General features: G+C 70.2%; 24 protein-coding genes. 10 read left to right on the forward strand and 14 right to left on the reverse strand.

What is annotated here, in order from left to right; translation table 11 throughout:
- Nucleotides 1-135: 135 nt before the first annotated feature.
- The 5 genes from ACFVWW_RS26055 to ACFVWW_RS26075 are packed head-to-tail and all read left to right on the forward strand — an operon-like array spanning nt 136 to nt 3,671.
- Nucleotides 136-816 carry a hypothetical protein gene (locus tag ACFVWW_RS26055; protein ID WP_386877878.1) on the forward strand — a complete coding sequence of 227 codons (681 nt, stop codon included), beginning with the start codon at nt 136-138 and terminating at the stop codon, nt 814-816.
- 12 nt (nt 817-828) lie between these two features.
- Nucleotides 829-2,373 (forward strand): B12-binding domain-containing radical SAM protein, encoded by a 1,545-nt coding sequence (locus ACFVWW_RS26060; protein ID WP_386877877.1) that lies wholly within the window; start codon nt 829-831, stop codon nt 2,371-2,373.
- The gene (gene tmk / locus ACFVWW_RS26065) at nt 2,370-3,023 is read left to right on the forward strand and encodes a dTMP kinase (protein ID WP_386877876.1); all 654 of its coding nucleotides are present in this window, start codon (nt 2,370-2,372) and stop codon (nt 3,021-3,023) included. The genes ACFVWW_RS26060 and tmk overlap by 4 nt, the downstream gene beginning before the upstream one ends.
- Nucleotides 3,020-3,460, forward strand: a complete 441-nt coding sequence (locus ACFVWW_RS26070) for an NUDIX domain-containing protein (RefSeq protein ID WP_386877875.1) — start codon at nt 3,020-3,022, stop codon at nt 3,458-3,460. Before tmk ends, ACFVWW_RS26070 begins: the two co-directional genes overlap by 4 nt.
- A 37-nt stretch (nt 3,461-3,497) precedes the next feature.
- Nucleotides 3,498-3,671 carry a hypothetical protein gene (locus tag ACFVWW_RS26075; RefSeq protein ID WP_384188670.1) on the forward strand — a complete coding sequence of 58 codons (174 nt, stop codon included), beginning with the start codon at nt 3,498-3,500 and terminating at the stop codon, nt 3,669-3,671.
- Between the two features lie 714 nt (nt 3,672-4,385).
- Here ACFVWW_RS26075 and glnA read toward each other — a convergent pair.
- Nucleotides 4,386-5,795 carry a type I glutamate--ammonia ligase gene (gene glnA / locus ACFVWW_RS26080; RefSeq protein ID WP_384181745.1) on the reverse strand — a complete coding sequence of 470 codons (1,410 nt, stop codon included), beginning with the start codon at nt 5,793-5,795 and terminating at the stop codon, nt 4,386-4,388.
- A gap of 221 nt (nt 5,796-6,016) precedes the next feature.
- Between glnA and ACFVWW_RS26085 the strand changes: the two genes are divergently transcribed.
- Nucleotides 6,017-6,496, forward strand: a complete 480-nt coding sequence (locus ACFVWW_RS26085; RefSeq protein WP_384181743.1) for an RDD family protein — start codon at nt 6,017-6,019, stop codon at nt 6,494-6,496.
- Nucleotides 6,497-6,557: 61 nt separating this feature from the next.
- On the opposite strand, the gene ACFVWW_RS26090 is transcribed toward ACFVWW_RS26085, so the two are convergent.
- The 4 genes from ACFVWW_RS26090 to lipB form a co-directional block, all read right to left on the reverse strand.
- On the reverse strand, nt 6,558-7,256 hold the full coding sequence (locus ACFVWW_RS26090) for a DUF4191 domain-containing protein (protein ID WP_386877874.1): 699 nt from the start codon (nt 7,254-7,256) through the stop codon (nt 6,558-6,560).
- A 10-nt stretch (nt 7,257-7,266) separates the two neighbouring features.
- Nucleotides 7,267-7,530, reverse strand: coding sequence for a hypothetical protein (locus ACFVWW_RS26095; protein WP_384181739.1), 264 nt, complete (start codon nt 7,528-7,530; stop codon nt 7,267-7,269).
- 303 nt (nt 7,531-7,833) lie between these two features.
- A complete protein-coding gene (lipA, locus tag ACFVWW_RS26100) occupies nt 7,834-8,799 on the reverse strand; it encodes a lipoyl synthase (protein ID WP_384181737.1) in 966 nt (321 codons plus the stop codon).
- A gap of 178 nt (nt 8,800-8,977) precedes the next feature.
- On the reverse strand, nt 8,978-9,775 hold the full coding sequence (gene lipB, locus ACFVWW_RS26105; RefSeq protein ID WP_386877873.1) for a lipoyl(octanoyl) transferase LipB: 798 nt from the start codon (nt 9,773-9,775) through the stop codon (nt 8,978-8,980).
- A gap of 294 nt (nt 9,776-10,069) precedes the next feature.
- Here lipB and ACFVWW_RS26110 point away from each other — a divergent pair, with 294 nt between their 5' ends.
- Nucleotides 10,070-11,521, forward strand: a complete 1,452-nt coding sequence (locus tag ACFVWW_RS26110; RefSeq protein WP_384181733.1) for a regulator — start codon at nt 10,070-10,072, stop codon at nt 11,519-11,521.
- Nucleotides 11,522-11,580: 59 nt separating this feature from the next.
- Here the strand turns inward: ACFVWW_RS26110 and ACFVWW_RS26115 are convergent, their stop codons facing one another.
- On the reverse strand, nt 11,581-12,930 hold the full coding sequence (locus tag ACFVWW_RS26115; RefSeq protein WP_384334224.1) for an NAD(P)/FAD-dependent oxidoreductase: 1,350 nt from the start codon (nt 12,928-12,930) through the stop codon (nt 11,581-11,583).
- A gap of 290 nt (nt 12,931-13,220) precedes the next feature.
- Nucleotides 13,221-14,120, reverse strand: a complete 900-nt coding sequence (locus ACFVWW_RS26120) for a TIGR01777 family oxidoreductase (RefSeq protein WP_384334221.1) — start codon at nt 14,118-14,120, stop codon at nt 13,221-13,223.
- 35 nt (nt 14,121-14,155) lie between these two features.
- On the opposite strand from ACFVWW_RS26120, the gene ACFVWW_RS26125 reads away from it, so the two are divergent.
- A complete protein-coding gene (locus tag ACFVWW_RS26125) occupies nt 14,156-14,659 on the forward strand; it encodes a GNAT family N-acetyltransferase (RefSeq protein ID WP_384181727.1) in 504 nt (167 codons plus the stop codon).
- A gap of 7 nt (nt 14,660-14,666) precedes the next feature.
- On the opposite strand, the gene ACFVWW_RS26130 is transcribed toward ACFVWW_RS26125, so the two are convergent.
- On the reverse strand, nt 14,667-15,188 hold the full coding sequence (locus ACFVWW_RS26130; RefSeq protein ID WP_384181772.1) for a DUF4240 domain-containing protein: 522 nt from the start codon (nt 15,186-15,188) through the stop codon (nt 14,667-14,669).
- A 165-nt stretch (nt 15,189-15,353) separates the two neighbouring features.
- Here ACFVWW_RS26130 and ACFVWW_RS26135 point away from each other — a divergent pair, with 165 nt between their 5' ends.
- Nucleotides 15,354-16,271: an SDR family oxidoreductase gene (locus ACFVWW_RS26135; RefSeq protein ID WP_386877872.1), complete on the forward strand. Its 918-nt coding sequence runs from the start codon at nt 15,354-15,356 to the stop codon at nt 16,269-16,271.
- Between the two features lie 90 nt (nt 16,272-16,361).
- Here ACFVWW_RS26135 and ACFVWW_RS26140 read toward each other — a convergent pair whose 3' ends face one another.
- Nucleotides 16,362-17,222, reverse strand: a complete 861-nt coding sequence (locus ACFVWW_RS26140) for a GntR family transcriptional regulator (RefSeq protein WP_384334218.1) — start codon at nt 17,220-17,222, stop codon at nt 16,362-16,364.
- A gap of 265 nt (nt 17,223-17,487) precedes the next feature.
- Between ACFVWW_RS26140 and ACFVWW_RS26145 the strand changes: the two genes are divergently transcribed.
- Nucleotides 17,488-17,712 (forward strand): hypothetical protein, encoded by a 225-nt coding sequence (locus tag ACFVWW_RS26145; protein ID WP_386877871.1) that lies wholly within the window; start codon nt 17,488-17,490, stop codon nt 17,710-17,712.
- On the opposite strand, the gene ACFVWW_RS26150 is transcribed toward ACFVWW_RS26145, so the two are convergent.
- The 5 genes from ACFVWW_RS26150 to sucB all read right to left on the reverse strand — a co-directional run bounded on the left by ACFVWW_RS26150 (nt 17,704) and on the right by sucB (nt 25,292).
- Nucleotides 17,704-18,618 (reverse strand): FadR/GntR family transcriptional regulator, encoded by a 915-nt coding sequence (locus ACFVWW_RS26150; RefSeq protein ID WP_384334215.1) that lies wholly within the window; start codon nt 18,616-18,618, stop codon nt 17,704-17,706. The genes ACFVWW_RS26145 and ACFVWW_RS26150 overlap by 9 nt on opposite strands.
- A 131-nt stretch (nt 18,619-18,749) precedes the next feature.
- Nucleotides 18,750-19,715 (reverse strand): helix-turn-helix transcriptional regulator, encoded by a 966-nt coding sequence (locus ACFVWW_RS26155; RefSeq protein ID WP_386877870.1) that lies wholly within the window; start codon nt 19,713-19,715, stop codon nt 18,750-18,752.
- 134 nt (nt 19,716-19,849) lie between these two features.
- Nucleotides 19,850-22,519: a pyruvate dehydrogenase (acetyl-transferring), homodimeric type gene (gene aceE, locus ACFVWW_RS26160; RefSeq protein ID WP_386877869.1), complete on the reverse strand. Its 2,670-nt coding sequence runs from the start codon at nt 22,517-22,519 to the stop codon at nt 19,850-19,852.
- 217 nt (nt 22,520-22,736) lie between these two features.
- A complete protein-coding gene (locus ACFVWW_RS26165) occupies nt 22,737-23,360 on the reverse strand; it encodes a GntR family transcriptional regulator (RefSeq protein WP_384181713.1) in 624 nt (207 codons plus the stop codon).
- A 117-nt stretch (nt 23,361-23,477) separates the two neighbouring features.
- Nucleotides 23,478-25,292 carry a 2-oxoglutarate dehydrogenase, E2 component, dihydrolipoamide succinyltransferase gene (gene sucB / locus ACFVWW_RS26170; RefSeq protein WP_384334203.1) on the reverse strand — a complete coding sequence of 605 codons (1,815 nt, stop codon included), beginning with the start codon at nt 25,290-25,292 and terminating at the stop codon, nt 23,478-23,480.
- Nucleotides 25,293-25,309 lie beyond the last annotated feature (17 nt).

The following is a 25,309-nucleotide window of genomic DNA, read 5'->3' on the forward strand; positions in this document are numbered from 1 at the left end:
CGAGGAGCATCAATGCCCGGCGTTCTGACGACTGATCACCCCGCCTGGACCGAGGCGGGGGCAGGCGCTCGCGCACGAGCCGTGCGCACGGCCTCTGGTGTCTGGGTTGTGTCGTGGGACCAGGAAGGCCCGCACATGACGTGTGTGCAGGGCGCTGAGGATGCGAAGCCGGCGTTCGTCGCCACGGACCCCTCGTGCCTGCCCGAAAGTGTCCCTGCCGAACTCAAGGCCGGGCTCGATGACCTCGGCCCCACGCAGCGTCTGGCCAATCCCTGGCTGTGGGACGCCATCACCACCGCGATCCTGCGGCAGGTCGTACGCGCCGGGCAGGCCCGCAAGCTGTACAGGGCGTGGTGCCGGACATTCGGCACCACCGTTCTCAGCCCCACGGGGGAACTGTCCGTCGCCCCTACCGCCGCCCAGGTCCTGGAACTGGATGACGAACGGTTCACGGACGTCGGGGCCAAGTTCCACCGCAGTGTCCTGCAGGCCGCCGCCACCCACTACGAGCGGCACTACCTCCACTGGCAGCGTATGGACCCCCGCGACCTGGTCGCCGCGCTCACGAGCGTCCCACGCATCGGCCCGTGGACCGCGGCCGCCGCAGCCGCCGACTACACCGGCGACTTCAGCATCTACCCGCACGACGATCTCGCCGTGCGTACCTGGGCCGCACAGATCGCGCCCGCCCACGCCTGGCCCGGCAGGAAGGACAAGGCATTCGGCCCGATGTGGATCGGCATGGCCGGTCCCAACCGCACCGCCCTGCACACCCTGACCCTCGCCACCCTCACCTGGGGCTCCCATGCCCGTTGACCTGGAGGATCCATGCCGCAGTTATCGCTGATCACGGGCGCCGATCCGACCCGCACACTCGACGCGCTGTTCGTGAACGCGCCGCTGCGCGACTACGACCAACGGCCACGGACCAACGACTACACGCTCCCCGTGCTGGGCATGGCGTACATCGCCACGTACGCGAAGGAGGTCGGCGGCTTCAACGTAGGCCTCCTCGACGCCGAAGCCCACGGTCTCGGCATCGCGGAGACAGTGAATCTCGTCAACGAAGCACAGCCCCGGTGGGCGGCCATGAACCTGCTCGCCCCCACCTACGAGATGTCCGCCCGCATCGCGGCCGGCCTCTCCCCGGACATCGCCCTCATGGTCGGCGGCCACCACGCCAAGGCCATGCCGGACCGTGTTCTCACCGACCCGCGCATGAGCAACTTACGGGCCCTCGTGCTCGGCGAGGGTGAGCTGCGCGTCGCCGCCCTCCTGGAGGACGAGCAACGCCGGCGTGAACTGCCAGGAGTCCTGTGGCGTGACCGCCTGCTCGGCACCCGGGCAGCGGGCGTCGGCGACCCCAGGACGAGCGCACAGATGCTCGGCCCCGACATCAACGCCCTCCCCTACGTCAACCGCGCCTTCCTGCCCCAGGATCCCTACCGGGCCGCACCCACCGAGACAGACCGCCGCCTCGCGGTAAGCCGCGGCACCGCCCTGCTGACCCGGGCCGCCCGCACCGGGCACCTGGAAGTCAACATCGTCGGCTCCAGGGGCTGCCCCTACAACTGCACATTCTGCGGCGCAGCCGTCAGCGCCAACCCCGACGTCAAGATCCGAGTTCGCGACCCTGAGGACATCATCGGCGAACTCGACATGCTGCACGGCGAGTACGGCGTCACCGCGTTCCGGTTCGTCGATGACCTGTTCCTCGGCGCCTCCCGCGTGATCAAGACGCAGATGGCGGCATTCACGCAACACGACATCGGCGAACGGTACGTGTGGGACGCCACCGGACGCATCAACGTCCTGGACCGGCTGGACAACACCGAACTCGAACTGCTCGTCGACAACGGCCTGCGGGAAGTCGCCCTCGGAATCGAGTCCGGAAGCGACCGCATCCTGAGCGCGATGGACAAACGGATCGACGCCGAGATGACCGAACGCGTCGCTCGCCGCCTTGTCGAACACGGCATCGGTGTGAAGGGGTACTTCATCCTCGGCTTCCCCGGCGAGACCCACGAGGACATCCAGGCGACCGTACGGCACATCCGCAACCTCTGGAGCATCGCCGACAGCAACCCCGGCGACGTGCGGGCCAGCGTGTTCGAGTTCCGCCCTTATCCCGGAACACCCGTGTGGAAGAAACTCATCGACGCCGGCCACGACCCCGACAAGCTCCTCGCGTACGGAGACGTCGACCTGACCGCTGACGGGGCCGACGAGTCGATGCGCCAGCGCGACGAGTTCAATTTCTCCGTCGGCATCCAGTTCGGCGACGTCCCGCTGGGCGAAGTCCGCTCCACCCTGGCCACGCTCACCCGCGAGCAGCACGAGCGCAACCAGGCGACCGGGGAGGCCGCGGCATGAGGTCGAAACGCGGGCACTTCATCACCCTCGACGGCCCGAGCGGAGTCGGGAAGACCACCACTGTCCGGGCCCTGACCAGGGAATTAGCCAGACGCGGCCGGATTGTCCACCAGACCGTGGAACCCACCACCAGTGAACTCGGTGCCTTTATCAGGGAGCATTTCAGTCACATCCGCCGGCACGCCCTGGCCTGCCTGGTCGCGGCGGACCGGTACGAGCACATCGAGCACGAGATCGAGCCCCGACTGAACGCCGGCGACATCGTGCTCTGCGACCGGTACCTCGCCTCGACGCTCGTCATGCAGCAGCTCGACGGCGTACCACTGCAATTCTTGCTGGACTTGAACGCGCACGTCCTGATGCCGGACCTGGCAGTCATCCTGACCGCATCCCCCGGGCTCATCGCAGAACGGATAGCCGCACGCGGACCCCGCAACCGCTTCCACCTCGACCCCACCGCGCCCCGCCGCGAAGTCGACCTGTACGACGAGACGGCCCAGACCCTCATGACGGCGAACGTGAAGGTGCTGGTCGTGAACACCAGCGACGCCGCGCCAACGGAGATCGCGGCCTCAATCGCCGACGTGATCCCTCATTCGTCGGTAACGTCAGCCGCCCCAACGCCACCAACCACCCCCCAGGAACCATGAATCCGCAACCCGCACAACCCGTCATCGACACGCACGTCATCCTCCGCGACGGAGACAAACTCCTCTTCTCACAGCGCGGGGGGCCCTACGGCTACGGCCGCTGGCACATGCCCTCGGGCAAGCTCGACCAGGGCGAACCCGTGAGCGCCGGAGCCGCCCGGGAGCTGCTGGAGGAAACCGGCGTCGAGGTCGACCCAGCTCATCTGCGGCTGGTGCATGTCGTGCACCACAGGCAGAGCGAGACCGTGGAACGGATCGGATTCTTCTTCGAGGCCACCGACTGGATCGGAGAGCCCGTCAACAAAGAACCTGCCAAGTGCCTGGGTCTTCAGTGGTTCAGCGTGCACGAACTGCCCGAGGACATCATCGAGTACCCAGAGGAAGGACTGCTCGGATACCTGGAGGGTTCCGGCGCTCTGGCAGAGCACGGCTGGTAACCCCCTGAGGACCATCTGTGACGCACGCAAGCAAGCCGTGAGGCGCACCCGACGCCGCCCGCACACAGGCTCAGCGCATCCCCCGCTTCCCCCCTCAGGCGAGCCGATCGAGGCGGGCTGGGACGCCGACCTCGCGCTGGCCACGGAGTCGCTGAGCACCGCCCTCCACGAAGAGGCCACACGCGACCTGTTGGTGGACGACCTGCGCTGACCGGCCCGACAAGGCTTGTTGCGACAGCTGTTCAACGAGAACGTGGGCGACGGCTCGGCACGCATGGCCAGGGGCACGGCCGAGGGCCGCCAACCGAGTGGGGTGGCGGCCCTCACCCTTGCTGACACAAAGTCAGAGAGTTCCGCGCGTGCTCGTGAGCGTCCATGGAACTCCTCAGTCGCTGGTCAGAGCGACTTCGCGACGGTACGCACTGCCACGGGCGGGGGAGCAACTGAGGCCAAGATCCCGCCGTTTGCGAGGCGTGCAGTTTTGACGAGATCATCGCCCGCGACGCGAAAGGACGCGTGGCGCAAGTACAGAAGCAGCGCCTCGTGTTCCTGGCATTCCTTTGCGTTTGCTGCGTCGCAGTCGCTCTGTTCTGGGTGAACGCGACAGAGCGCAAAAGTGAGCCACCGAGCAAGTCCGCTCCTGCCTCGTCCGTAGGAGCGTCGCTGGCCCAGTAGCCCGCGAGAGTGGTCCCCTTGCTAGGCCAGCAAGGGGATCACCCCAGCTCGGACCAGGTCCGAGATGGAGTCCCTGGGAAGCCCTGCCGGGTTCGAACCGACAACCTACGGTATGCCTCGCTCCATCTGCGTCGGGGTGATCGCAGCGCGAAAAAGGGCCGTCGGCCGCGTTCCTCAGCGAGTGAGGAACGCGGTCGACGACCCATGGACGGCCCAGGGGAGCGGAAAGCCGCTCCGACCTGGGGCCTTCCTAGATGTCGAAGTAGAGCTCGAACTCGTGCGGGTGGGGGCGGAGCTGGATGGGGGCGATTTCCTTGGTGCGCTTGTAGTCGATCCACGTCTCGATCAGGTCCGACGTGAAGACGCCGCCCGCCTGGAGGTACTCGTTGTCCGCTTCCAGGGCTTCGAGGACTGCCGGGAGGGAGGTGGGGACCTGGGGGACGCCCGCGTGCTCTTCGGGGGCGAGTTCGTAGAGGTCCTTGTCGATCGGCTCGGCCGGCTCGATCTTGTTCTTGATGCCGTCCAGGCCCGCGAGGAGGAGGGCGGAGAAGGCCAGGTACGGGTTCGAGGACGGGTCCGGGGCGCGGAATTCGACGCGCTTGGCCTTCGGGTTCGAGCCCGTGATCGGGATGCGCATCGCGGCGGAGCGGTTGCGCTGCGAGTAGACCAGGTTGACCGGGGCCTCGAAGCCGGGGACCAGGCGGTGGTACGAGTTCACCGTCGGGTTGGTGAAGGCCAGCAGCGACGGGGCGTGCTTGAGGATGCCGCCGATGTAGTAGCGGGCGGTGTCCGACAGGCCCGCGTAGCCCTGCTCGTCGTAGAAGAGCGGGGTGCCGCCCTGCCACAGGGACTGGTGGACGTGCATGCCGGAGCCGTTGTCACCGAAGATCGGCTTGGGCATGAAGGTCGCGGTCTTGCCGTTGCGCCAGGCGACGTTCTTCACGATGTACTTGAAGAGCATCAGGTCGTCGGCCGCGGCGAGCAGCGTGTTGAACTTGTAGTTGATCTCGGCCTGGCCGGCGGTGCCCACCTCGTGGTGCTGGCGCTCGACCTGGAGGCCGGAAGCCTCCAGCTCCAGGGAGATCTCGGCGCGCAGGTCGGCGAAGTGGTCGACCGGCGGGGCCGGGAAGTAACCGCCCTTGTAGCGGACCTTGTAGCCACGGTTGTCCTCGACCGCGCCGGTGTTCCAGGCGCCGGCCTCGGAGTCGATGTGGTAGAAGCCCTCGTTCGCGGTGGTGTTGAAGCGCACGCTGTCGAAGACGTAGAACTCGGCCTCGGGGCCGAAGTAGGCGGTGTCCGCGACGCCGGTGGAGGCGAGGTAGGCCTCGGCCTTCTTGGCGATGTTGCGCGGGTCGCGGCTGTACTGCTCGCCCGTGATCGGGTCGTGGATGAAGAAGTTGATGTTCAGCGTCTTGTCGCGGCGGAACGCGTCGACCCGGGCCGTCGACAGGTCCGCGCGCAGCGCCATGTCCGACTCGTGGATGGCCTGGAAGCCGCGGATCGACGAGCCGTCGAAAGCCAGCTCCTCATTCGGGTCGAACGCCTTCGCCGGGATCGTGAAGTGCTGCATCACGCCAGGCAGATCGCAGAAGCGGACGTCGACGAACTTGACGTCCTCGTCCGCGATGAACTTCTTGGCGTCGTCGGCGTTCTGGAACATCCAGCTCCTCCTCCTCCCGACCCGGGGAGGGACGGGGGTTATCGCTCGGTCGTGCGGCCAGTGCGGTGGCACACGCTGGACCCGACCATAGGTTTCCAGGATTTCTCAAGCATGACCCATTTGTTTCGCTGAAGTTAACCAGCCCGGGTGTGCGCGGGGGCGGAGAACGGCTTCGCGCCCCCCGTCCGGGGACGCGAACGCGCCCCCAGTACCGTGGACGGGTGGACAACAGGCAAGCAATCGGATCGTGGCTGTCGGGACCGCGTGCGGCCGCCGAGGACATGGGTGTCGACTTCGGCTACCGGGGTGAACGGCTCGGTCTGCCGGAGCAGGGACCTGGCTCGGTCGCGAGGCCAGGACGGCGCCTCGGCGCCCTCGCCGTCGACTGGGCGCTGTGCCTGCTGATCGCATACGGGCTGCTCGCCCGGGGTGACTGGCAGGCATCGGGCAACTGGGCGCTCGGCGTCCTTTTCGTACTGAGCGTGCTGACCGTCGGTACGGTCGGCTCCACCCCCGGCAAGCGCCTGTTCGGCCTGCGGGTCGTCGCCGAGGACGGCGGCAGGCTCGGCATGGGCCGGGTGCTCGTGCGCAGCCTGCTGCTCTGCCTGGCCATCCCGGCGCTGATCTGGGACCGCGACGGGCGTGGACTGCACGACCGCCTCGCCCGCGCCGTACAGGTACGTATCCAGTCGAAGCCGTAGGACGTGGAGAGGGCGGTCCGGAACGCGCGTTCCGGACCGCCCTCTTTATGTGTATGTGCGGTCAGCGCATCTTTCCGCCGCGCGGCATCCGCATGCCCTTGGGCATCGGACCCTTCGGCAGCGGCATGTTGCTCATCAGGTCACCCATCGCCCGCAGCCGGTCGTTGGCCGCCGTCACCTGCGGGCCCGTCAGGACCCGGGGCAGCTTCAGCATGGTCGTACGGACCTTCTTCAGCGGCACCTGGCCGTCGCCGTCGCCGACCATGATGTCGTGCACCGGCACATCCACGACGATGCGCGCCATCTTCCTCTTCTCGGCCGCCAGCAGGCCCTTCAGCCGGTTCGGGTTGCCCTCGGCCACCAGCACGATGCCCGCCTTGCCGACGGCCCGGTGGACGACGTCCTGGCTGCGGTTCATCGCCACGGCGGGCGTCGTGGTCCAGCCACGGCCCACGTTCTGCAGGACGGCCGCGGCCGCGCCCGGCTGGCCCTCCATCTGCCCGAAGGCGGCACGCTCGGCACGCCGGCCGAAGATGATCGCCATCGCGAGGAACGCCAGGATGAAGCCCAGGATGCCCAGATAGATGGGGTGGTTGATCAAGAAGCCGATCGCGAGGAAGACACCGAAGGTGACGATTCCCACACCCGCGACGACAAGACCGACCTTCGAGTCGGCCCGCCGGGTCATCTTGTAGGTAAGGGCGATCTGCTTCAGTCGCCCTGGGTTCGCAGTAGTGTCTGCGTTTTCCTTCCTCGCCATGCCCAGGAGTTTACGTGGCGTGGGAGGTGCGCTCCGACACCGCCTCCAGTACGTGCTGTGCCTCGACCCGGTCCTTGGCCCGGCGGCGGTCCTCGAGGACGGCCGTCCAGGCGTTGCGGCGGGCCGTGCGCTGGCCGCCGCTCAGGAGCAGGGACTCCACGGCGCGCAGCGCGCCGGAGACCGAGGACAGGGCGGTGACGGCGGTCGGGGCAGGGGTGGTGCGGGTGGCTGCCGCCCTTGCTTCGGTGATGGGTCGTACCGGCGCGACCTGCATGGCGGTCCCCTCTGAGCGTGTGACGAGTGAGGTGTGACGGGTGTGCGGTGCGTTGAACCAGCGTCACTGACTGGTGTTACCAGGGCATGACCTGCTGGTCAAACGCGAATGAAACCTTGATTCGGGCCCCGCAAAAGCGGACGCGGCCCGTACGCCGCCCCTACCTGGGGGGACGTACGGACCGCGTCACGACCGGCCTCTACCGTCGAGTAGCCGCTTGTGCTCGGATTCACACGCCGTGACTCGCGCCGTGGCTCAGGCCGTGGCTCAGGCCGTGACTCATGCCGTGACTCAGGCCGTGACTTACGGCGTGTGGCCGGCGACCGCCGCGCCGCGCCGCTCCATCGCCTGCTGGAACAGCCGGCCCGCGCGGTACGAGGAACGCACCAGCGGACCCGACATCACACCCGAGAAGCCGATCTCGTCGGCCTCGTCCTTCAGCTCCACGAACTCGTGCGGCTTCACCCAGCGCTCGACCGGGTGGTGCCGTACGGACGGACGCAGGTACTGGGTGATCGTGATCAGCTCGCAGCCCGCGCTGTGCAGGTCCCGCAGCGCCTCGCTGACCTCTTCCCGGGTCTCGCCCATGCCCAGGATGAGATTGGACTTGGTGATCATGCCCGCCTCACGGGCGCGCGTGATCACTTCGAGCGAGCGCTCGTACCGGAAGCCGGGACGGATCCGCTTGAAGATCCGCGGCACCGTCTCGACATTGTGCGCGAGCACCTCTGGACGGGACGAGAACACCTCGGCCAGCTGCTCCGGCACGGCGTTGAAGTCGGGGATCAGCAGCTCGACCTTGGTACCGCCGGCCGCCCGCTCCGCCGTTTGGGTGTGGATCTGGCGCACCGTCTCCGCGTACAGCCAGGCGCCGCCGTCCTCCAGGTCGTCGCGGGCGACACCGGTGATCGTGGCGTAGTTCAGGTCCATCGTGACGACCGACTCGCCCACCCGGCGCGGCTCGTCACGGTCCAGCGCCTGCGGCTTGCCCGTGTCGATCTGGCAGAAGTCACAGCGCCGGGTGCACTGGTCACCACCGATGAGGAAGGTCGCCTCGCGGTCTTCCCAGCACTCGAAGATGTTCGGACAGCCGGCCTCCTGGCAGACCGTGTGCAGCCCCTCGCTCTTCACGAGCTTCTGCAACTGGTTGTACTCAGGCCCCATTTTCGCCCGGGTCTTGATCCACTCGGGCTTGCGCTCGATGGGGGTCTGGCTGTTCCGGACCTCCAGACGCAGCATCTTGCGTCCGTCGGGTGCGACAGCGGACACGTCCGGCCCCTCTCTGTGCTGGCGCGGCATTCGATTCTTCGGCGAACACCAGGTTACGCCCGTTATTTGCGTGGCATTACGTCTGGCCAACCAGTGGCCAGAGAGGCGCATTCCCCCATGTGGCGCAAGGGCCCGCCAAGGGGTCCGCCGGATCCGCTACGGGGTCCGCCAACGGCTCCTAGGCGCTCGCGCCTTCGGTCTCGCGCGGCTTCGGCTCCGCGTGCTCCAGCACCTCCCGCAGATGCCCCTCCAGTACGGGGAGGACCTCCGCGATCGTGATCTCACGGCCCAGCTCGTACGAGAGCGAGGTCACGCCCGCGTCCCGGATCCCGCACGGCACGATCCGGTCGAACCCGGTGTTGTCCGGGTTCACGTTCAGCGCGAAGCCGTGCATCGTCACGCCCTTGGCGACCCGGATGCCGATCGCCGCGAGCTTGCGGTCCTCCCGGCGCTGGCCGGCGTTGGACGGGGCGTACTCGGGGCCGTTCAGCCGCGCGTCGAACTCCTCGTCCGCCAGCCGGGGGTCGAAGTCCAGGGCGAGACCGCCCACCTTCGGGCGCCGCTCCACCGGATCCCCGAGCACCCACACACCGCTGCGCCCCTCGATCCGGGTCGTCTCCAGACCGAAGTCCGCGACCGTACGGATCAGGGCCTCTTCGAGCCGGCGGACATGGGCCACGACATCCACCGGACGCGGCAGTTTGAGGATCGGGTAGCCCACGAGCTGGCCGGGACCGTGCCAGGTGATCTTCCCGCCGCGGTCCACATCGACGACAGGGGTGCCGTCCAAGGGGCGCTCACTGTCCGCCGTACGCCGCCCGGCGGTGTAGACCGGCGGGTGCTCCAGCAGCAGACAGGTGTCGGGAATCTCGTCCGCGAAGCGGGCCGCGTGGACCCGGCGCTGCTCCTGCCATGCCTCCAGGTAGTCGACGGATTCCTCGCCGAACCCCAGATGGACGTACCGCAGCTCGCTCACGGCACTGCCTCCTTAGAACCTTCACCGTGCACTTATCACGCCCCGCCACTGTACGGCGGCTCCCGGAGGGACAGCCGGGCAGGTGCTCCACGGCGCCCCCGCTCCCGCCTCCGCCCTGCATCCGCCCCCGCCCCCGTCGGCTCCCGTCCGTCTCCGTCAGCGGCGCCATCGATCCTCACACGATCGGATGAAATGTGGCGCGAACGTGCCGGTGGGAGTCATTTCGGCCGCTAAATTCGCGCCGTTCCATGAGGGCTGCTCCCGGGGCCCGGAAGGCAGGAGACCGTACAGCTGATGTCGGAACGACCTCCGCAGCGCAGCCCCAACCGCCAGCTCGCCGCGCTCATCGCAGAAGCCGGATTCTCCAACGCAGGTCTCGCCCGCCGGGTGGATCAGCTCGGCCTCGAACACGGCCTCGATCTGCGGTACGACAAAACCTCGGTGACGCGCTGGCTGCGCGGACAGCAGCCCCGCGGCACCACCCCGGCACTGATCGCCGAGGTCTTCACCCGCCGGCTCGGCCGCCGGCTCTCCGCACAGGACCTGGGCCTGGACGCCTGCGCCCCGGTCTACGCGGGCCTCGAATTCGCCTCCACGCCCGAGGAGGCCGTCGACATCGTCGCCGGGCTGTGGCGCAAGGACTCCGGCAGCCACGCCGAACTGCGCAAGATTGCGTTCACCCCGGCGGGCCTGGTGGTCCCCAGCCGCGACTGGCTGATCGGACGCGCCGACGAGCGGGTCGGCCACCCCGATCTCGCGCCGCAGACCGGCGCCCGGGTGCCCGTCCAGGTGCGAACCCCGGCCCCCGGCGTCCCCCGGCCGCGCACCGAGCGCACGACCGGCCAGAAGGTCACGGCCGGCGACGTCTCCGCCCTGCGCTCGGTGGGTGACCTCTTCCGCACCCTCGACCACGCCTACGGCGGCGGCCACGCCCGTCAGGCGCTGGTCCGCTATCTCGAACACGAGGCCGAGCCGATGCTCCGCGGCCGGTACGGGGAGGCCACCGGGCGCCGCCTCTTCGCCGTGGCCGCCGATCTGACCCGGCTGGCGGGCTGGACCTCGTACGACATCGCGGCGCACGGCCTCGCCCAGCGCTACTTCGTCCAGGCCCTGCGGCTCGCCCAGGCGTCCGGGGACCGGGCCTACGGCTCGTACGTCCTGGTCACCATGAGCCGGCAGGCCGTCTATCTCGGCCACGGCCGCGAAGCGGTCCAGCTGACCCGCGTCGCGCAGCAGGGGATCGGCGCCTCCGCGCCCCCGGTCGTACAGGCGCTGCTGCACTCCGCCGAGGCCCGCGGGCACGGCGTGCTCGGCGAGGTACGCGCGTGCACCGCCTCGCTCGTACGGGCCGAACGGGCCCTGGAGACGGCCAGGCCCGGCGACGACGTACCGCACTGGGCCCGCTTCTTCGACGAGGCACAGCTCGCGGACGAGTTCGGCCACTGCCACCTCGACCTCCAGCAGTACCGCACCGCCGTGCAGTACGCCGAGCGCTCCCTCCAGCTGCGCGCTCCGGCGTACGCCCGCAGCCGCCTCTTCTGCCGGGTGGTACTCGCCTCCGCCCGGCTGGGACTCGGCGAGCTGGACCAGGCGTGCCTGCTGGGAGCCGAGGCGGCCCAGCAGGCCGGCGAGATGAGGTCGGCGCGGGCGGTGGAGTACGTACGGGAGTTCGAGCGGCGCCTTGAGCCGTACCGGGACGCGGCGGCCGTACGGAACTATCGCGACCGGGTCGCGTCCTTCGGCTGAGCCGTGGGTCGTGGCCGTGGCCGTGGCCACGGCTCAGCCGGACCCGGGCGTGGGCCGCCCTACGCCACCGCGGGCAGCGGCACCGTCCCGTACGCGGGCTTCACGCCCAGGTCGCGCAGGATCGCGTGCGCGGCCCTGCGGCCCGAGAACAGCGCGCCCTGGACCGTGTTCATGTCGCGGTGGTCACCGCACACGTACAGACCGGACAGCAGCCGGACCGGGCGGCGCAGATCGTGCGGCGGGGGCATCGCGGGCACCGCCTCCGCGTCGTGGTGGACGGCCAGCAGCTCCCAGTCGTCGGTCGGCGTCCCGTACAGCCTGGCGAGATGCGCGCGGACCGTACGGTCCAGCTCGTCCGCCGGGGGAGGGGTGCCGAGCACCGTCGAGGAGATCAGTACGCGGCCGTCCGGGGCGCGCGAGGCGTCGACCGCGCTCATCACGGCGGTGTGCGCGACCGGTCCGCCCGGGTCGGCGTCCAGCAGCAGCGCCGGATCGGTCAACGGGGCGGCGGGCGCGGTGTGATGGAGGACCGTCACGGGGTGGAAGTCCGGCACCCGCAGCCCCGGCAGCAGCTCGGCCGCGGCGCGCGCGCCGGTCGCCAGGACCAGTGAGCGGCAGGTGATCTCGCCGTGCTCCTTGGTCGTCACGCAGTTGATCGACGCGTCCGTCACACAGACATCTGTCCGTACGGTGCCTTCCGGCAGCGTCCGGGCCAGCAGCTCGGGCAGCGCGGACGCGCCACCCGTGGTGACGCACAGCCGGCCGCGGGCGAAGGCGCGCAGCGCCAGGTCCGCGCAGCGGCTGGACGTGGTGAGGTCCGGGTCGCAGAGCAGCGCGGACAGCAGCGGGCGGACAAAGCCGCTGACGGTACGGGCGGGCAGACCGCGGGCGGACAGGGCCTCGGACGCGGTGCGTTCCGGGCGGGACATGAGGCGTGGCGTCGGCGTCGCGGCGAGGCGGCCCAGGGTCGCGCCGAGCCGGGCCTGATCGAGCGCCCCGCCGAGCGGTGGCCGGGGGGCGCTCGCCAGGGCGCGTGCCGCTGTGAGTGCGCTCCGTGCGCTCCCTGTCGCACCGGTCCGGTAGTTCCGTCCTTCGCTGTGCACGAGCACGCCCGGCGAGAACATCCGCAGGGCGGCGCCCTCCAGGCCCGGGATGCGGAGCAGCTCCGGATAGGCGGTGTTGAGCAGCGGTCCGCCGCGGTCGAGCAGGAAACCGTCGACCTGGTCGGTGGTCATACGACCGCCCACGTAAGGGGCGGCCTCCAGGACGCTGACGGTGACACCGGCGCTGGTCAGCTGATGAGCCGCGGACAGGCCGGCGATTCCGGCGCCGATGATGACGACGTCGGCGTGGTCCGCGGTCGTGTGGTCCGCGGCCGTGTGGTCTGCGGCTATGTGGTCCGCGGTCACGTGAGGTGCGGTCGTGTGAGATGTGGTCGCGTGGTGCGCGGTCGCGTGATGTGCGGTCCCGTCATGTGCGCTGCTGAGCACGTGCCCCTCCCCGAGGTCGGCGCGGCTGGTGGGGAGCTGATGCCCGCATCAGGCTCCCGCGATGCCCAAGTCCGGGTCGAGCGTAGAAAGGGAACGAGGGCGGGGCGGGCGCGCGTGGGAGGGGTCACTGAGGCATCGGGGGTGCACGGGGGCGCCGTACGGCCGGGGCGGCCGGGCCTGGGGGACCACCGGCCCCCCACCTGACGACGTCAGCGGGCCGCCGCGCGGATCGACTCGTCGATCGTCGGGAACGCGAAGGCGAAGCCCGACTCCAACAGGCGTGCCGGTACGACCCGTTGGCTGCCCAGGACGTCCGACGCGAAGTCGCCGAGCGCCGCCCGCAGCGCCACCGCCGGGACCGGGAACGGCGTGGGCCGGCGCAGGACCCGCCCCATCGCCGCCGTGACCTCGCGGTTCGTGACCGGTTCCGGCGCCGTGAGGTTCACCGGACCCTCCAGCGTCTCCGTATCGATCAGATGCCGCAGCGCCGCCACCTCGTCGTGCAGCGAGATGAAGCTCCAGTACTGCCGTCCCGAACCGAGCCGCCCGCCCAGACCGGCCCGGAAGATCGGGAAGAGCCGCCCCCAGGCACCGCCCTGACGGGAGACCACGAGACCGGTACGCGCGAACACTGTTCGTACGCCCGCCTCCTCCGCCGGCGCGGCCGCCTCCTCCCAGTCCACACAGAGCGAGGCGAGGAAGTCACCGCCCGGAGGTGCGTTCTCGTCCACCTTCCGGTCCCCGGTGTCGCCGTAGAAGCCGACGGCGGACCCGCTCACCAGCACCCGGGGCGGCTCGTCGAGCGAGGCGACGGCCTCGGCGATCGTGGCCGTACCGAGGCGCCTGCTGTCCCGGAGCTCCTTCTTGTACGCCTCGGTCCAGCGGCGGTCGCCGATCCCCGCGCCCGCGAGGTGGACGACGGCGTCGCAGCCGCTGAGGCCGCGCGCGTCGACCCGCTGCCGTACGGGATCCCACTCGACCTCGTCGGCGGCCCGCGCGGGATGCCTCACCAGGCGGAGCACCTCATGGGCGTCCGCGCGCAGGGAACGTACAAGAGCCGTACCGATGAGCCCGGTGGAACCGGTGACCGCGATCTTCATGGCGTCCATCCTGCCCCCGGACCGCGCCGTGGCACAGTTGCGCCATGTCCGAACCGCAGATACGCCCGGCCGTCCGCTCGGACGACGGAGCCCTGGCCGAACTCGACCGGGAGACCTGGTCGCCGCTGCACGCCGTGACGCCGAGGCCGCAGCCGCCCTTCGGCCCGTTCTTCGACGCCCAGCACCGGCCCGAGGACTTCCTGGTCGCCGAGGCGGGCGGGGCCGACGACCGGATCGCCGGCTACATCCGGGTGGTGCGGCCCACACCGCTCGCGAGCAACGCGCATGTGCGGCAGATACAGGGACTGGCGGTGCACGAGTGGGCACGCGGCCGTGGCGTGGGCCGCGCCCTGCTGCGAGCCGCCGCCCTGCACGCGCGCAACCAGGGGGCGTCGCGGCTGACGCTGCGCGTGCTGGGGCACAACGCCCCGGCCCGCGCGCTCTACGAGGCGGAGGGGTACGTCGTCGAGGGCGTGCTGCCGGGGGAGTTCTGTCTGGACGGCGCGTTCGTCGACGACGTGCTCATGGCGCTCACGCTGACGCGGTGAGTGCGCCCTACTCGTTCCCGAAGCGCTCCGAGAGCCGGGGGAACCGCTCCGCCAGCGCCGCTTCGTCCTCGAAGTCGAGCGGAGTGCCCTCCGGCTCCGCCGGCTGAGCCGCGATCCCCAGATCGGGTGCCACCACCCCCGTCAGCTGTTCGTACGCCTCGTCCGCCGCGTACCCGAGCTCCTCGCCGTCCCCGTCGAGATCCTCGTCGAACTCGTCCAGCAGCTCGGCCAGGCTGTCCGGGTCGTGCAGCGCGCCCTCGAAGATCTCGCGGCCCTGCCCGATGAGCCAGCACCGGAAGTAGTCGAAGGCGTCGTCGCTCGCCCCGCCGAGCAGCACGGCGGCCGCGCCCCACAGATCCCAGTGGTACGCGCGGCTGTAGCGCGACTCGAAGTGCCGCGCGAAGTCCAGTACGGAGTCGGGGTCGAGCTGCAGCAGCCGCTCGACCAGCAGATCGGCATGGTCCTCGGGGTCGCCGTCGGCGGCCTCTCGGGTGCTGTCGATGATCTCCCAGAACTCCGTCTCGTCCATCACGGGTACAGCATCGTGCTTGGCGGAGGGCCGCGCACGCGGAGCCGCCGAAATGCCCGGCGTTTCGTAAGCCGGACAGAAGATGTCGCCTTTTCGTGCGACGGTCGGCGGGTCCACAGGAACGCATGAACGCGTGAACGCACGAACACACAACGGAGGTGACGGATGGCAGCCAAGCCATTGACGGGGAAGATCGCACTCGTCGCGGGAGCGACCCGGGGCGCGGGCCGGGCCATCGCCGTACAGCTGGGCGCGGCCGGCGCCACGGTGTACGCGACCGGGCGGACGACCCGGGACAGGATCAGCGAGGTCGGCCGGGCCACGGAGACCATCGAGGAGACGGCGGAGCTGGTCACGGCGGCGGGCGGCGAGGGGATCGCCGTACCGACCGACCATCTGGTGCCGGAGCAGGTCCGGGCGCTGGTCGCGCGCATCGAGCGGGATCACGACCGGCTGGATGTGCTGGTCAACGACGTCTGGGGCGGGGAGCACCTCGTCGAGTTCGGCAAGAAGATGTGGGAGACGGAGCTCGACCGCGGACTGCGGATGCTGGAGCTGGGCGTCAAGAGCCACGCCATCACCAGCAGCTGCGCCCTCCCGCTGCTGGTCCGCCGGCCGGGCGGCCTGGTCGTCGAGGTGACCGACGGCACGGCCGAGTCGAACAAGGGATTCCGCGAGAACTTCTACTACGACCTCGCCAAGAACGCCCCGATCAGAATGGCCTTCACCCTCGGCGAGGACCTCAAGGACGTCGGCGGTACGGCGGTCTCGGTCTCCCCCGGCTTCCTCCGCTCCGAGCAGATGCTCGATCACTTCGGCGTGAGCGAGGAGAACTGGCGCGACGCCGTCGCGAAGAGCCCGCACTTCGCGATCTCCGAGTCACCGCTCCTGGTCGGTCTGGCGGTCGCGCGGCTCGCCGCGGACCCGGACAAGCGGCGCTGGAACGGGCGGTCGCTCTCCAGCGGCCGGCTCGCGAAGGAGTACGGGTTCACCGACGCGGACGGCAGCAGCCCGGACGCCTGGGCGTATTTCGCGGAGGTCGCGACCGGCGGGAAGGACGTGCGGGTGAGCGACTACCGGTGAGCCGCCGCGCCTGACACGCCGCGCCTGACACGCCGCGGTGAGTGGCCGTGCCGGACGTGGCTACGAGCCCGACGTGGCTGTCATGCCTCCTCAGTCGCCGAGCGCCAGGGGCTGGGCGACCTGTTCCCAGCGGGACTCGAACCAGAGCTTGACCTGCGCGAACCGCGCCCGCTCCAGCGCACTGGTCCCCTCGGCGGCCAGTGAGGACGCGAACAGGTCACCGCTGCGAAGTTCCAGCACATCGAGCGAGGCGCCGTCCGGGTTGTTCTGCATCTGGCCCCGCTCCAGCCAGTAGTAGCCGGTCAGCATCTCCGTACCGTTGATCAGATAGCGCTTCTCCCCGGGGATCGTCGGCAGCCCCCGGATGGCCACGGAGACCTGCTCGACCAGCCCCCGTTCGGCCAGCAGGGTCAGGGAGTGCTCCAGGGCCCCCGCGTACGTCCGGATGACATGCCGCAGCCTCAGCAGCGGCCGGGGGTCGTGGGGGTCGTCGACATGACGGGGATACGGATGGCCGGTCACCAGATCCGGCAGCAGGACCCGTACGGTGATCGACTCCGGCGGGCGCTGGTGGCCCTCCCTGATGGCCTCGACCTGGTTCTGGACCGCCTTGCTGAGCTGTTCCGTGGTCAGCGACCAGACATCGAGGGTGACATGCCGGGCGGCGAAGGCCCGGGTGATGTGGTGCGCCAATGGCTGGAGGTTGGTCGTCCGATTGGCAACCCGGGCGGCCCGGCCGGGCGCCCCGTCCTCCAGGAGCCCTTCGTCGCGCAGCATCTGCTGGGCGCTCTGGATGGTGCCCCGTCCCACTCCGTAACGGCGCTGGAGCTGGTGCTGCTTGGGCAGCGCGTCGCCTGCCGACAGCTGCCCCTCCAGGATCTGTCTGCGGAGATCGTCCGCGATGGAGCGGTATTGAGGGGGATCCTCGCCGTCTCTCTGATCGCTGGGCATCACAGGGGCGAGGCTACAACTCCCGTTCACCATGCGACAGATAGCTGCATCCGCCGGTCAACCGGCCCCGCTGGTCGGCGAGATGACCGGTCGGCCGGTCAGGCTGCCCGCGTTGCAGCCCAATGGCTGCCATTACCGGGGGGTAAGAGAAGGAGAACAGATACCCGACCATTGGCCTTCTCTCCGCAGCATTCTCCTGCCAACAGGGTGCCAACCGCAGGGTGTCCCGTCCACGCAGGGCCGAAACCGAACCGGAGGAGATGCCATGGGGGCACTGACACGTACGGAGTCGCTCATAGAACTGATATTCCAGACCGCGCGGTTGGCGGCGGCCGTCGGTCCCGAAGGGACACTGGGCGTGCTGCTCTGTGTCCTGCTGGTCCGGGCGGCCCGTGCCGCCGGGACCGCACGGCAGGACGAGGCCCTGACCGCCAATCTGCTCTGCGCGGCCTCGGTGCTGCTGGTGCTGCTGCTCATCGCCTCAGGGTGAGTCCCACGGCACCGCGACGGTGTCCCACAGCGAGTCGAACCACTGCTGGGTCTGGTCGACATAGGCCGTGGTGACATGGTCGTCGGCGACCGCCGTGTGCCGGAAGAGCATGCCCTCCACACCGAGCATGTCGTAGATCTCGATCGGGTCCTCCCGGTCGAGGTCCACCCGGCGTGACTGCACCTGGTAATGGCCGGCCAGCACCTCTTCGCCATTGAGGATGTAGACCTTCTGGGTCGGCACGATCGACACCTTCCTGGCCTCGACCGTGACCTCGGGGACCAGACCGCGGACCTTGAGCATGCGCAGGGAGTGGCGCAGCGAGCCGTAGATATGGCCGGTGGTCTCCCTGAGCCGCTCGCGCGGGCGGGTGTTCTCCGGCTCCCCGACGACCTGGGGCAGTGCCAGCGGGTCGTCGGCGTTCGGCAGCAGGATCCGTACGGTGATCCGCTCCGGGCTGCGTACGCCGGCGGTGCCGAGGGCGACCAGCGGACCCGCGAGCGCGGAGGCGAGGGTCTCGCCGTTGAGGCAGTACGCGTCGATGGTCACCTGCCGCTGCCGGAAGCAGTGGGCGACCCGTTCCCCCAGGAACACCCCGGCGGGCCGCGGCGGATGGCGCCGTGGCGTGGGGACAGCGGCGGCGCCGGCCGGCTGCTGGGGATGAGTGGCCGGGGCAGGGGTGGTCCGCGCGACGGTCGGCGGGGTGCCCTGCTGGGCCCGCTTGATCAGGCCCTCGTGCTCCAGGATCTCCAGCGCCCTGCGGACGGCTCCGCGCGGGACGCCGTACCGCTCGCTCAGCTCCGCCTGGGTGGGAATCCGATCGCCGACACGCAGCCCTCCTTCGGAGATGTGGTCGCGCAGCGCGTCCGCCACCACATCCCGCGGACGCCGTTGTCCGTCGGTCAAGGCGCTGTCTCCAGGCACAGCCGAACTCTACAACAGCCTGCCAATGGGGGAGGGTTGCCGGAGAAGGTCGCCCCGGCTCTGCCAAGTTCCTGCCATTGGGGCCCGGGTGCGCGCCGTGCGGACGCGCGCCGTCACCCGTAGAGCGCGCGCATCCGTTCCGCCGTCTCCGCGAACCGGCCGCGCAGCGCGGCCGGTTCCAGGACTTCCGCCTCAGGGCCCAGCGTGATCAGCTGGGTGTACGCGACCTCCTCCGCCTCCACCGGCAGGGTGACGGTCAGCAGCCCCCGGCCGTCCGGCGGGCCCGCCGCCTCGATCGCCTCGCGGGCGGCCGCGCGGTCCACGACGTACGGCAGCCGCCGGACGCCCTCCGCCGAGAGCCGCACCACGATCTCCGTACGCAGCAGGGAGCGCGCGAACTGCGCGGCCCGCTCCTCCCAGAACCCGGGCAGATCGAATGACTCATCCCGGACGAAACGTTCCTGCATGGGCTCCGCGGCGGTGAACCGGTCGATCCGGTAGACCCGGAACGCCCCCTGGGCACCGGCGCAGAGGTACCAGACCCCCGCCTTGAGCACCAGACCGTACGGGGCGAGCTCCCGCTCCACCTCGGTGTCCTGGCGCCGATAGCGCGCCGAGAGCAGCCGGTCGCCCCACACCGCCTCGGCGATCGCCGGCAGCAGCTCGGGCGTCTCCGGCTCCTGGTACCAGCCCGGCGCGTCCAGATGGAAACGCTGCGCCGCCGAGTCCGAGGCGTCCCGCAGGGACGGCAGCAGCGCCGCGGACACCTTCAGCCGGGCCGCGGACGAGAGATCGTCGAGCCCCATCTCGCGCAGGGCGCCCGGCACTCCGGAGAGGAACAGCGCCTCGGCCTCGCCGCGTGCGAGACCGGTCAGCCGGGTGCGATAGCCGCCCACGAGCCGGTAGCCGCCGCACCTGCCCCGGTCCGCGTACACCGGAACCCCGGCCTCGGAGAGCGCCTGGGCGTCCCGGGTGATGGTCCGCTCGGAGACGGCGAGCTCACGGGCCAGCTCGGCCGCGGTCATGGACGGCCTTGACTGGAGCAGGAGCACCATCTTGATCAGCCGGGCAGCGCGCATGCCCCCATCATGCAGGGGAGCCCCTGTCGTCCGGCGACAGGGGCTCCCACGATGCGAACAGGCAGTGGTCGAAGGGATCCGAGGCCAAGGATCCCGAGGCGAAGGATCCGTGGCGACGGGTCAGAGGCGACGGCTCAGAGGCCGTAGCGCTCGCGGGCCTCGACGATCCGCTCCGGCTTGACCTCGCCCCGGCGGGCGAGCTGCGCCAGCGCGGCGACCACGATCGACCGGGCGTCGACCCCGAAGTGGCGGCGGGCCGCCTCGCGGGTGTCGGACAGCCCGAAGCCGTCCGTGCCGAGCGAGGAGTAGTCCTGCTCGACCCACTGGCTGATCTGGTCGGGGACCTGGCGCATCCAGTCGCTGACCGCGAGGACCGGGCCCGGCGCACCGGACAGCGCACGCGTCACGTACGGCACCCGCTCCTCGCCGCGCAGCAGTGCCTCGTCGGCCGCCAGCGCGTCGCGGCGCAGCTCGCCCCAGGACGTGGCGGACCAGACGTCGGCGGTGACTCCCCAGTCGGCGGCGAGCAGTTCCTGCGCCTCCAGGGCCCAGTGGATCGCCGTACCGGACGCCAGCAGCTGCGCGCGGGGGGCGTCGGCCGCGGCCGGGGTGCCCTCCTTGAAGCGGTACAGGCCCTTGAGGATGCCCTCCTCGACGCCTTCCGGCATCGCGGGCTGCGGCATCGGCTCGTTGTAGACCGTCAGGTAGTAGAAGACGTCCTCCGCGTCCGGGCCGTACATCCGGCGCAGGCCGTCCTTGACGATGACCGCGATCTCGTACGCGAAGGCCGGATCGTAGTTCAGCGAGGCCGGGTTGGTGGACGCGATCAGGTGCGAGTGGCCGTCCGCGTGCTGGAGACCCTCGCCCGTCAGGGTCGTACGGCCCGCGGTGGCGCCGACGATGAAGCCCTTGCCCAGCTGGTCGGCGAGCTGCCACATCTGGTCGCCCGTGCGCTGCCAGCCGAACATCGAGTAGAAGATGTAGAACGGGATCATCGTCTCGCCGTGCGTCGCGTACGACGTCGCGGCGGCGATGAAGTCCGCCATCGAACCGGCCTCGGTGATCCCCTCGTTGAGGATCTGGCCGTCCTTGGCTTCCTTGTAGTACATGATCTGGTCGCGGTCGACCGGGTCGTACGTCTGGCCGAGCGGCGAGTAGATGCCGGCGGAGGGGAAGAGCGCCTCCATACCGAAGGTGCGGGCCTCGTCCGGGACGATCGGAACCCAGCGCCTGCCGGTCTCCTTGTCCCGCATCAGGTCCTTCATCAGCCGGACGAACGCCATGGTGGTCGCCACCGACTGCTTGCCCGAGCCCTTGTAGACCGCCTGGAACGGCTTCTCGGACGGGTCGGGCAGCGCGACGGCGTGCACCCGGCGGGCCGGGGCGGGCCCGCCGAGCTCCGCGCGGCGCTCCTGGAGGTAGCGCACCTCGGGGGAGTCGGCGCCGGGGTGGCCGTACGGCACCAGACTGTCGTCGAGCTTCGCGTCCGGGATGGGCAGGCCGAGCAGGTCCCGCATGGTGCGGAACTGTTCGCCCGAGAGCTTCTTCATCTGGTGGTTGGCGTTGCGTGACTCGAAGCCCGAGCCGAGCGTGTAGCCCTTCACGGTCTGCGCGAGGATCACGGTCGGGGCGCCCTCGTGGGCCAGGGCCGCGCGGTAGGCCGCGTACACCTTGCGGGCCTCGTGGCCGCCGCGTGAGGTGAAGAAACACTCGGCGATCTTCGCGTCGGTCAGCAGCTTCGCCAGTTCGGCGAGGGCCGGCTCGGCGCCGAAGAAGTGCTCGCGGATATAGGCGACATCGCGGGTCGCGTACGTCTGGAACTGCGCGTCGGGGACCTGGCGCAGCCGGCGTACCAGCGCGCCCGTGGTGTCCAGGGCGAACAGCTCGTCCCAGGCGGAGCCCCACAGCGACTTGATGACATTCCAGCCGGCGCCGCGGAACTGGGCCTCCAGCTCCTGCACGATCTTGAAGTTGGCGCGGACGGGACCGTCGAGACGCTGCAGGTTGCAGTTGATGACGAAGGTCAGATTGTCCAGCCGCTCACGGGACGCGAGGGCGAGGGCGGCCGTCGACTCGGGCTCGTCCATCTCGCCGTCACCGAGGAACGCCCACACGTGCGAGGCGGAGGTGTCCTTGATGCCGCGGTTGGTCAGATAGCGGTTGAACCGCGCCTGGTAGATCGCGGAGAGCGGGCCGAGGCCCATCGAGACGGTGGGGAACTCCCAGAGCCAGGGCAGCCGCCGCGGGTGCGGGTACGAAGGCAGTCCCTTGCCGCCCGCCTCCTGGCGGAAGTGGTCCAGGTCCGTCTCGGTCAGCCGTCCGTCGAGGAAGGCGCGGGCGTAGATGCCGGGGGAGGCGTGGCCCTGGATGTAGAGCTGGTCGCCGGAGCCGTCCCCCTCCTTGCCGCGGAAGAAGTGGTTGAAGCCGGTCTCGTACAGCCAGGCCGCGGAGGCGAAGGTGGCGATATGGCCGCCGACGCCGTAGCGGGCGCCGCGCGTGACCATCGCGGCCGCGTTCCAGCGGTTCCAGGCGGTGATCCGGGACTCCATCGCCTCGTCGCCGTCGAAGGCGGGCTCGGCGGCGGTCGGGATGGTGTTCACATAGTCGGTCTCCAGCAGCGCCGGTACGGGAACCCCGGCCGATCCGGCGTGCTGGAGGGTACGGCGCATCAGGTACGCGGCACGGTGCGGTCCTGCGTGCTCGGTGACGGCGTCGAGCGAGGCCGCCCACTCGGCGGTCTCCTCGGCATCACGGTCCGGGAGCTGATCGAGCTCGCTCGGAAGTTTGCCTACGGGGTCGGGCATGATCGCCGCCTTCCGGACAGGAGGGGGGTGGAGAAGAGGCCTTGTCTGGCAGGACAGGGCGATGGGCTGGGTGCAGCCCGCCTTTGACTGTAAGGCTCTGATCGATGATCGATCAAAGGGTTGAAGGGTAAAACTTCTCGATATCAAGGAATTGGCATTCCGTGCCGCGATATAGGGCACCGAGTGACGGCCGGTACGTCATGACAGAAGGGGCGAATCAGGCACGCGGCGCACATCCGAGCACATGATCCTTCACCAGTGCGCCGATGCGCGGATCCCGCCGGCGGAACGCCTCGACCAGGTCCTGGTGCTCCTCGGCGTACGACTTCTGTACGGTCCCCAGCCAGCGGATCGACAGGGCGGTGAAGACCTCGATGCCCAGGCCCTCCCAGGTGTGCAGCAGCACGCCGTTCCCGGCGGCCCGCACCAGCTCCCGGTGGAAGCCCACCGTGTGCCGCACCTGGGCCGTGCCGTCGGCTCTGCTGTCCGCCTCGTACAGCGCGGTCACATGCGGTTCGAGCGCGGAGCAGTCCACGGCCAGCCGCTCGGCGGCCAGCTCCGCGGCGATCTGCTCCAGGCCGGCCCGTACCGGATAGCTCTCCTCCAGATCGGCCGCGGAGAGATTCCGCACCCGTACGCCCTTGTTGGGCGCCGACTCGATCAGCCGCAGGCTCTCCAGCTCGCGCAGCGCCTCGCGCACGGGGGTCTGGCTGACCTGGAGTTCGGTCGCGATCCGCCGCTCGACGATCCGCTCACCGGGCTTCCAGCGGCCGCTGACGATCCCCTCCACGATGTGCTCGCGGATCTGTTCGCGCAGCGAGTGGATGACGGGCGGGGTCATGAAGCGCTCCTCGGGGGCAGCGGTCGATGGGTAGACGATACGGCGGCGCCCCCGCCCGGAGAGAGATCCGGACGGGGGCGCCGTTGCCGTACAGGGTGCTTCAGAGGCTCCGCTTCCTCACAGGCCGAGCTCGACCTCGAACTCGCCGGCCTCCAGGATCGCCTTGACCGCCGTCAGGTAGCGGGCGGCGTCGGCGCCGTCCACCAGCCGGTGGTCGTAGGAGAGCGCGACGTACGTCATGTCGCGGATCGCGATGGTCTCGCCGAGATCCGGGTGGTTGATGACCACCGGGCGCTTGACGGTGGCACCGATGCCCAGGATCGCGGCCTGGTTCGGAGGCACGATGATCGTGTCGAACAGCGCGCCGCGCGAACCGGTGTTGCTGATGGTGAAGGTCGCACCGGCCAGGTCGTCCGGGGTGATCTTGCTGGCGCGGACCGCGCCGGCCAGCTCCGCGGTCTTCTTGGAGATACCGGCGAGGTTCAGATCGCCGGCGCCCTTGATGACCGGGGTCATCAGACCCTTCTCGGAGTCCACGGCGATGCCGATGTTCTCCGAGTCGAAGTACGTGATCGTGCCCTCGTCCTCGTTGATCCGGGCGTTGATGACCGGGTGGGCCTTCAGCGCCTGGGCCGCCGCCTTGACGAAGAACGGCATCGGGGAGAGCTTGACGCCCTCACGGGCGGCGAAGGACTCCTTGGCCTGGGCCCGCAGCCGCATCAGCTTGGTGATGTCCACCTCGACCACGGAGGTCAGCTGGGCCTGCGTGTGCAGCGCCTTCATCATGTTGTCGCCGATGACCTTGCGCATACGGGTCATCTTGACGGTCTGGCCACGCAGCGGGGACGTCTCCAGCTTCGGCGCCCGGGCGGCGGCCGCGGGAGCGGCGGCCGGAGCCGGCACGGCGGCGGCCTTGGCGGCCTCCGCCGCCGCCTCGGCGGCGGCGATGACGTCCTGCTTGCGGATACGGCCGCCGACGCCGGTGCCCTTGACCGAGCCCAGCGCGACACCGTTCTCGGCGGCGAGCTTGCGGACCAGCGGGGTCACGTACGCACCGTCGTCACCGGAGGTCGCGGCGGGAGCCGGGGCCGGGGCGGCGGGCTGGACCGGAGCGGGCGCGGGGGCCGGCGCCGGGGCGGGAGCCGACGGAACCGGGTCCGGCGCCGGAGCGGTCTGCTTCTGCGGAGCCGGGGCGCTCGGGGCCTGCGGGGCGGGAGCCTCGGCCTTCGGAGCCTCGGCCTTCGGGGTCTCCTGCGCCGGGACGGACGCGGGAGCGGCCGGGGCGGCAGCCTGGGCCGGAACGGCGCCGGCGGCACCGATGACGGCGAGCTTGGCGCCGACCTCGGCGGTCTCGTCCTCGCCGACCACGATCTCCAGCAGCACACCGGCGGCCGGGGCGGGGATCTCGGTGTCGACCTTGTCGGTGGAGACCTCGAGCAGCGGCTCGTCCTCCTCGACCGACTCGCCGACCTCCTTCAGCCAGCGGGTGACGGTGCCCTCGGTGACGCTCTCGCCGAGCGCCGGCAGGACCACGTCGGTGCCCTGGGCGGAACCGCCGCCGGACGCCGCCTCGGCGGTGGGAGCCGGGGCCGGGGCCGCGGACTCGGCGGACGGGGTGGCGGCGGGCGCCGGGGCGGGAGCCTGCTGCTGCGGGGCCTCCTGCGCCGGGGCCTGCTCGGCAGCGGGCGCGCCCGTACCGTCGTCGATGACGGCCAGCTCGGCGCCGACCTCGACGGTCTCGTCCTCGGCGACCTTGATGGAGGCCAGCACACCGGCGGCCGGAGCCGGGATCTCGGTGTCGACCTTGTCGGTGGAGACCTCGAGCAGCGGCTCGTCGGCCTCGACGCGCTCCCCCTCGGCCTTCAGCCAGCGGGTGACAGTGCCCTCGGTGACGCTCTCGCCGAGCGCCGGCAGGGTTACGGAAACCGCCATGGTTTCAGTTGCTCCTA

Origin of the sequence: Streptomyces sp. NPDC058198 (genome assembly GCF_042882605.1) — a bacterium.
Classification (GTDB): Bacteria; Actinomycetota; Actinomycetes; order Streptomycetales; family Streptomycetaceae; genus Streptomyces.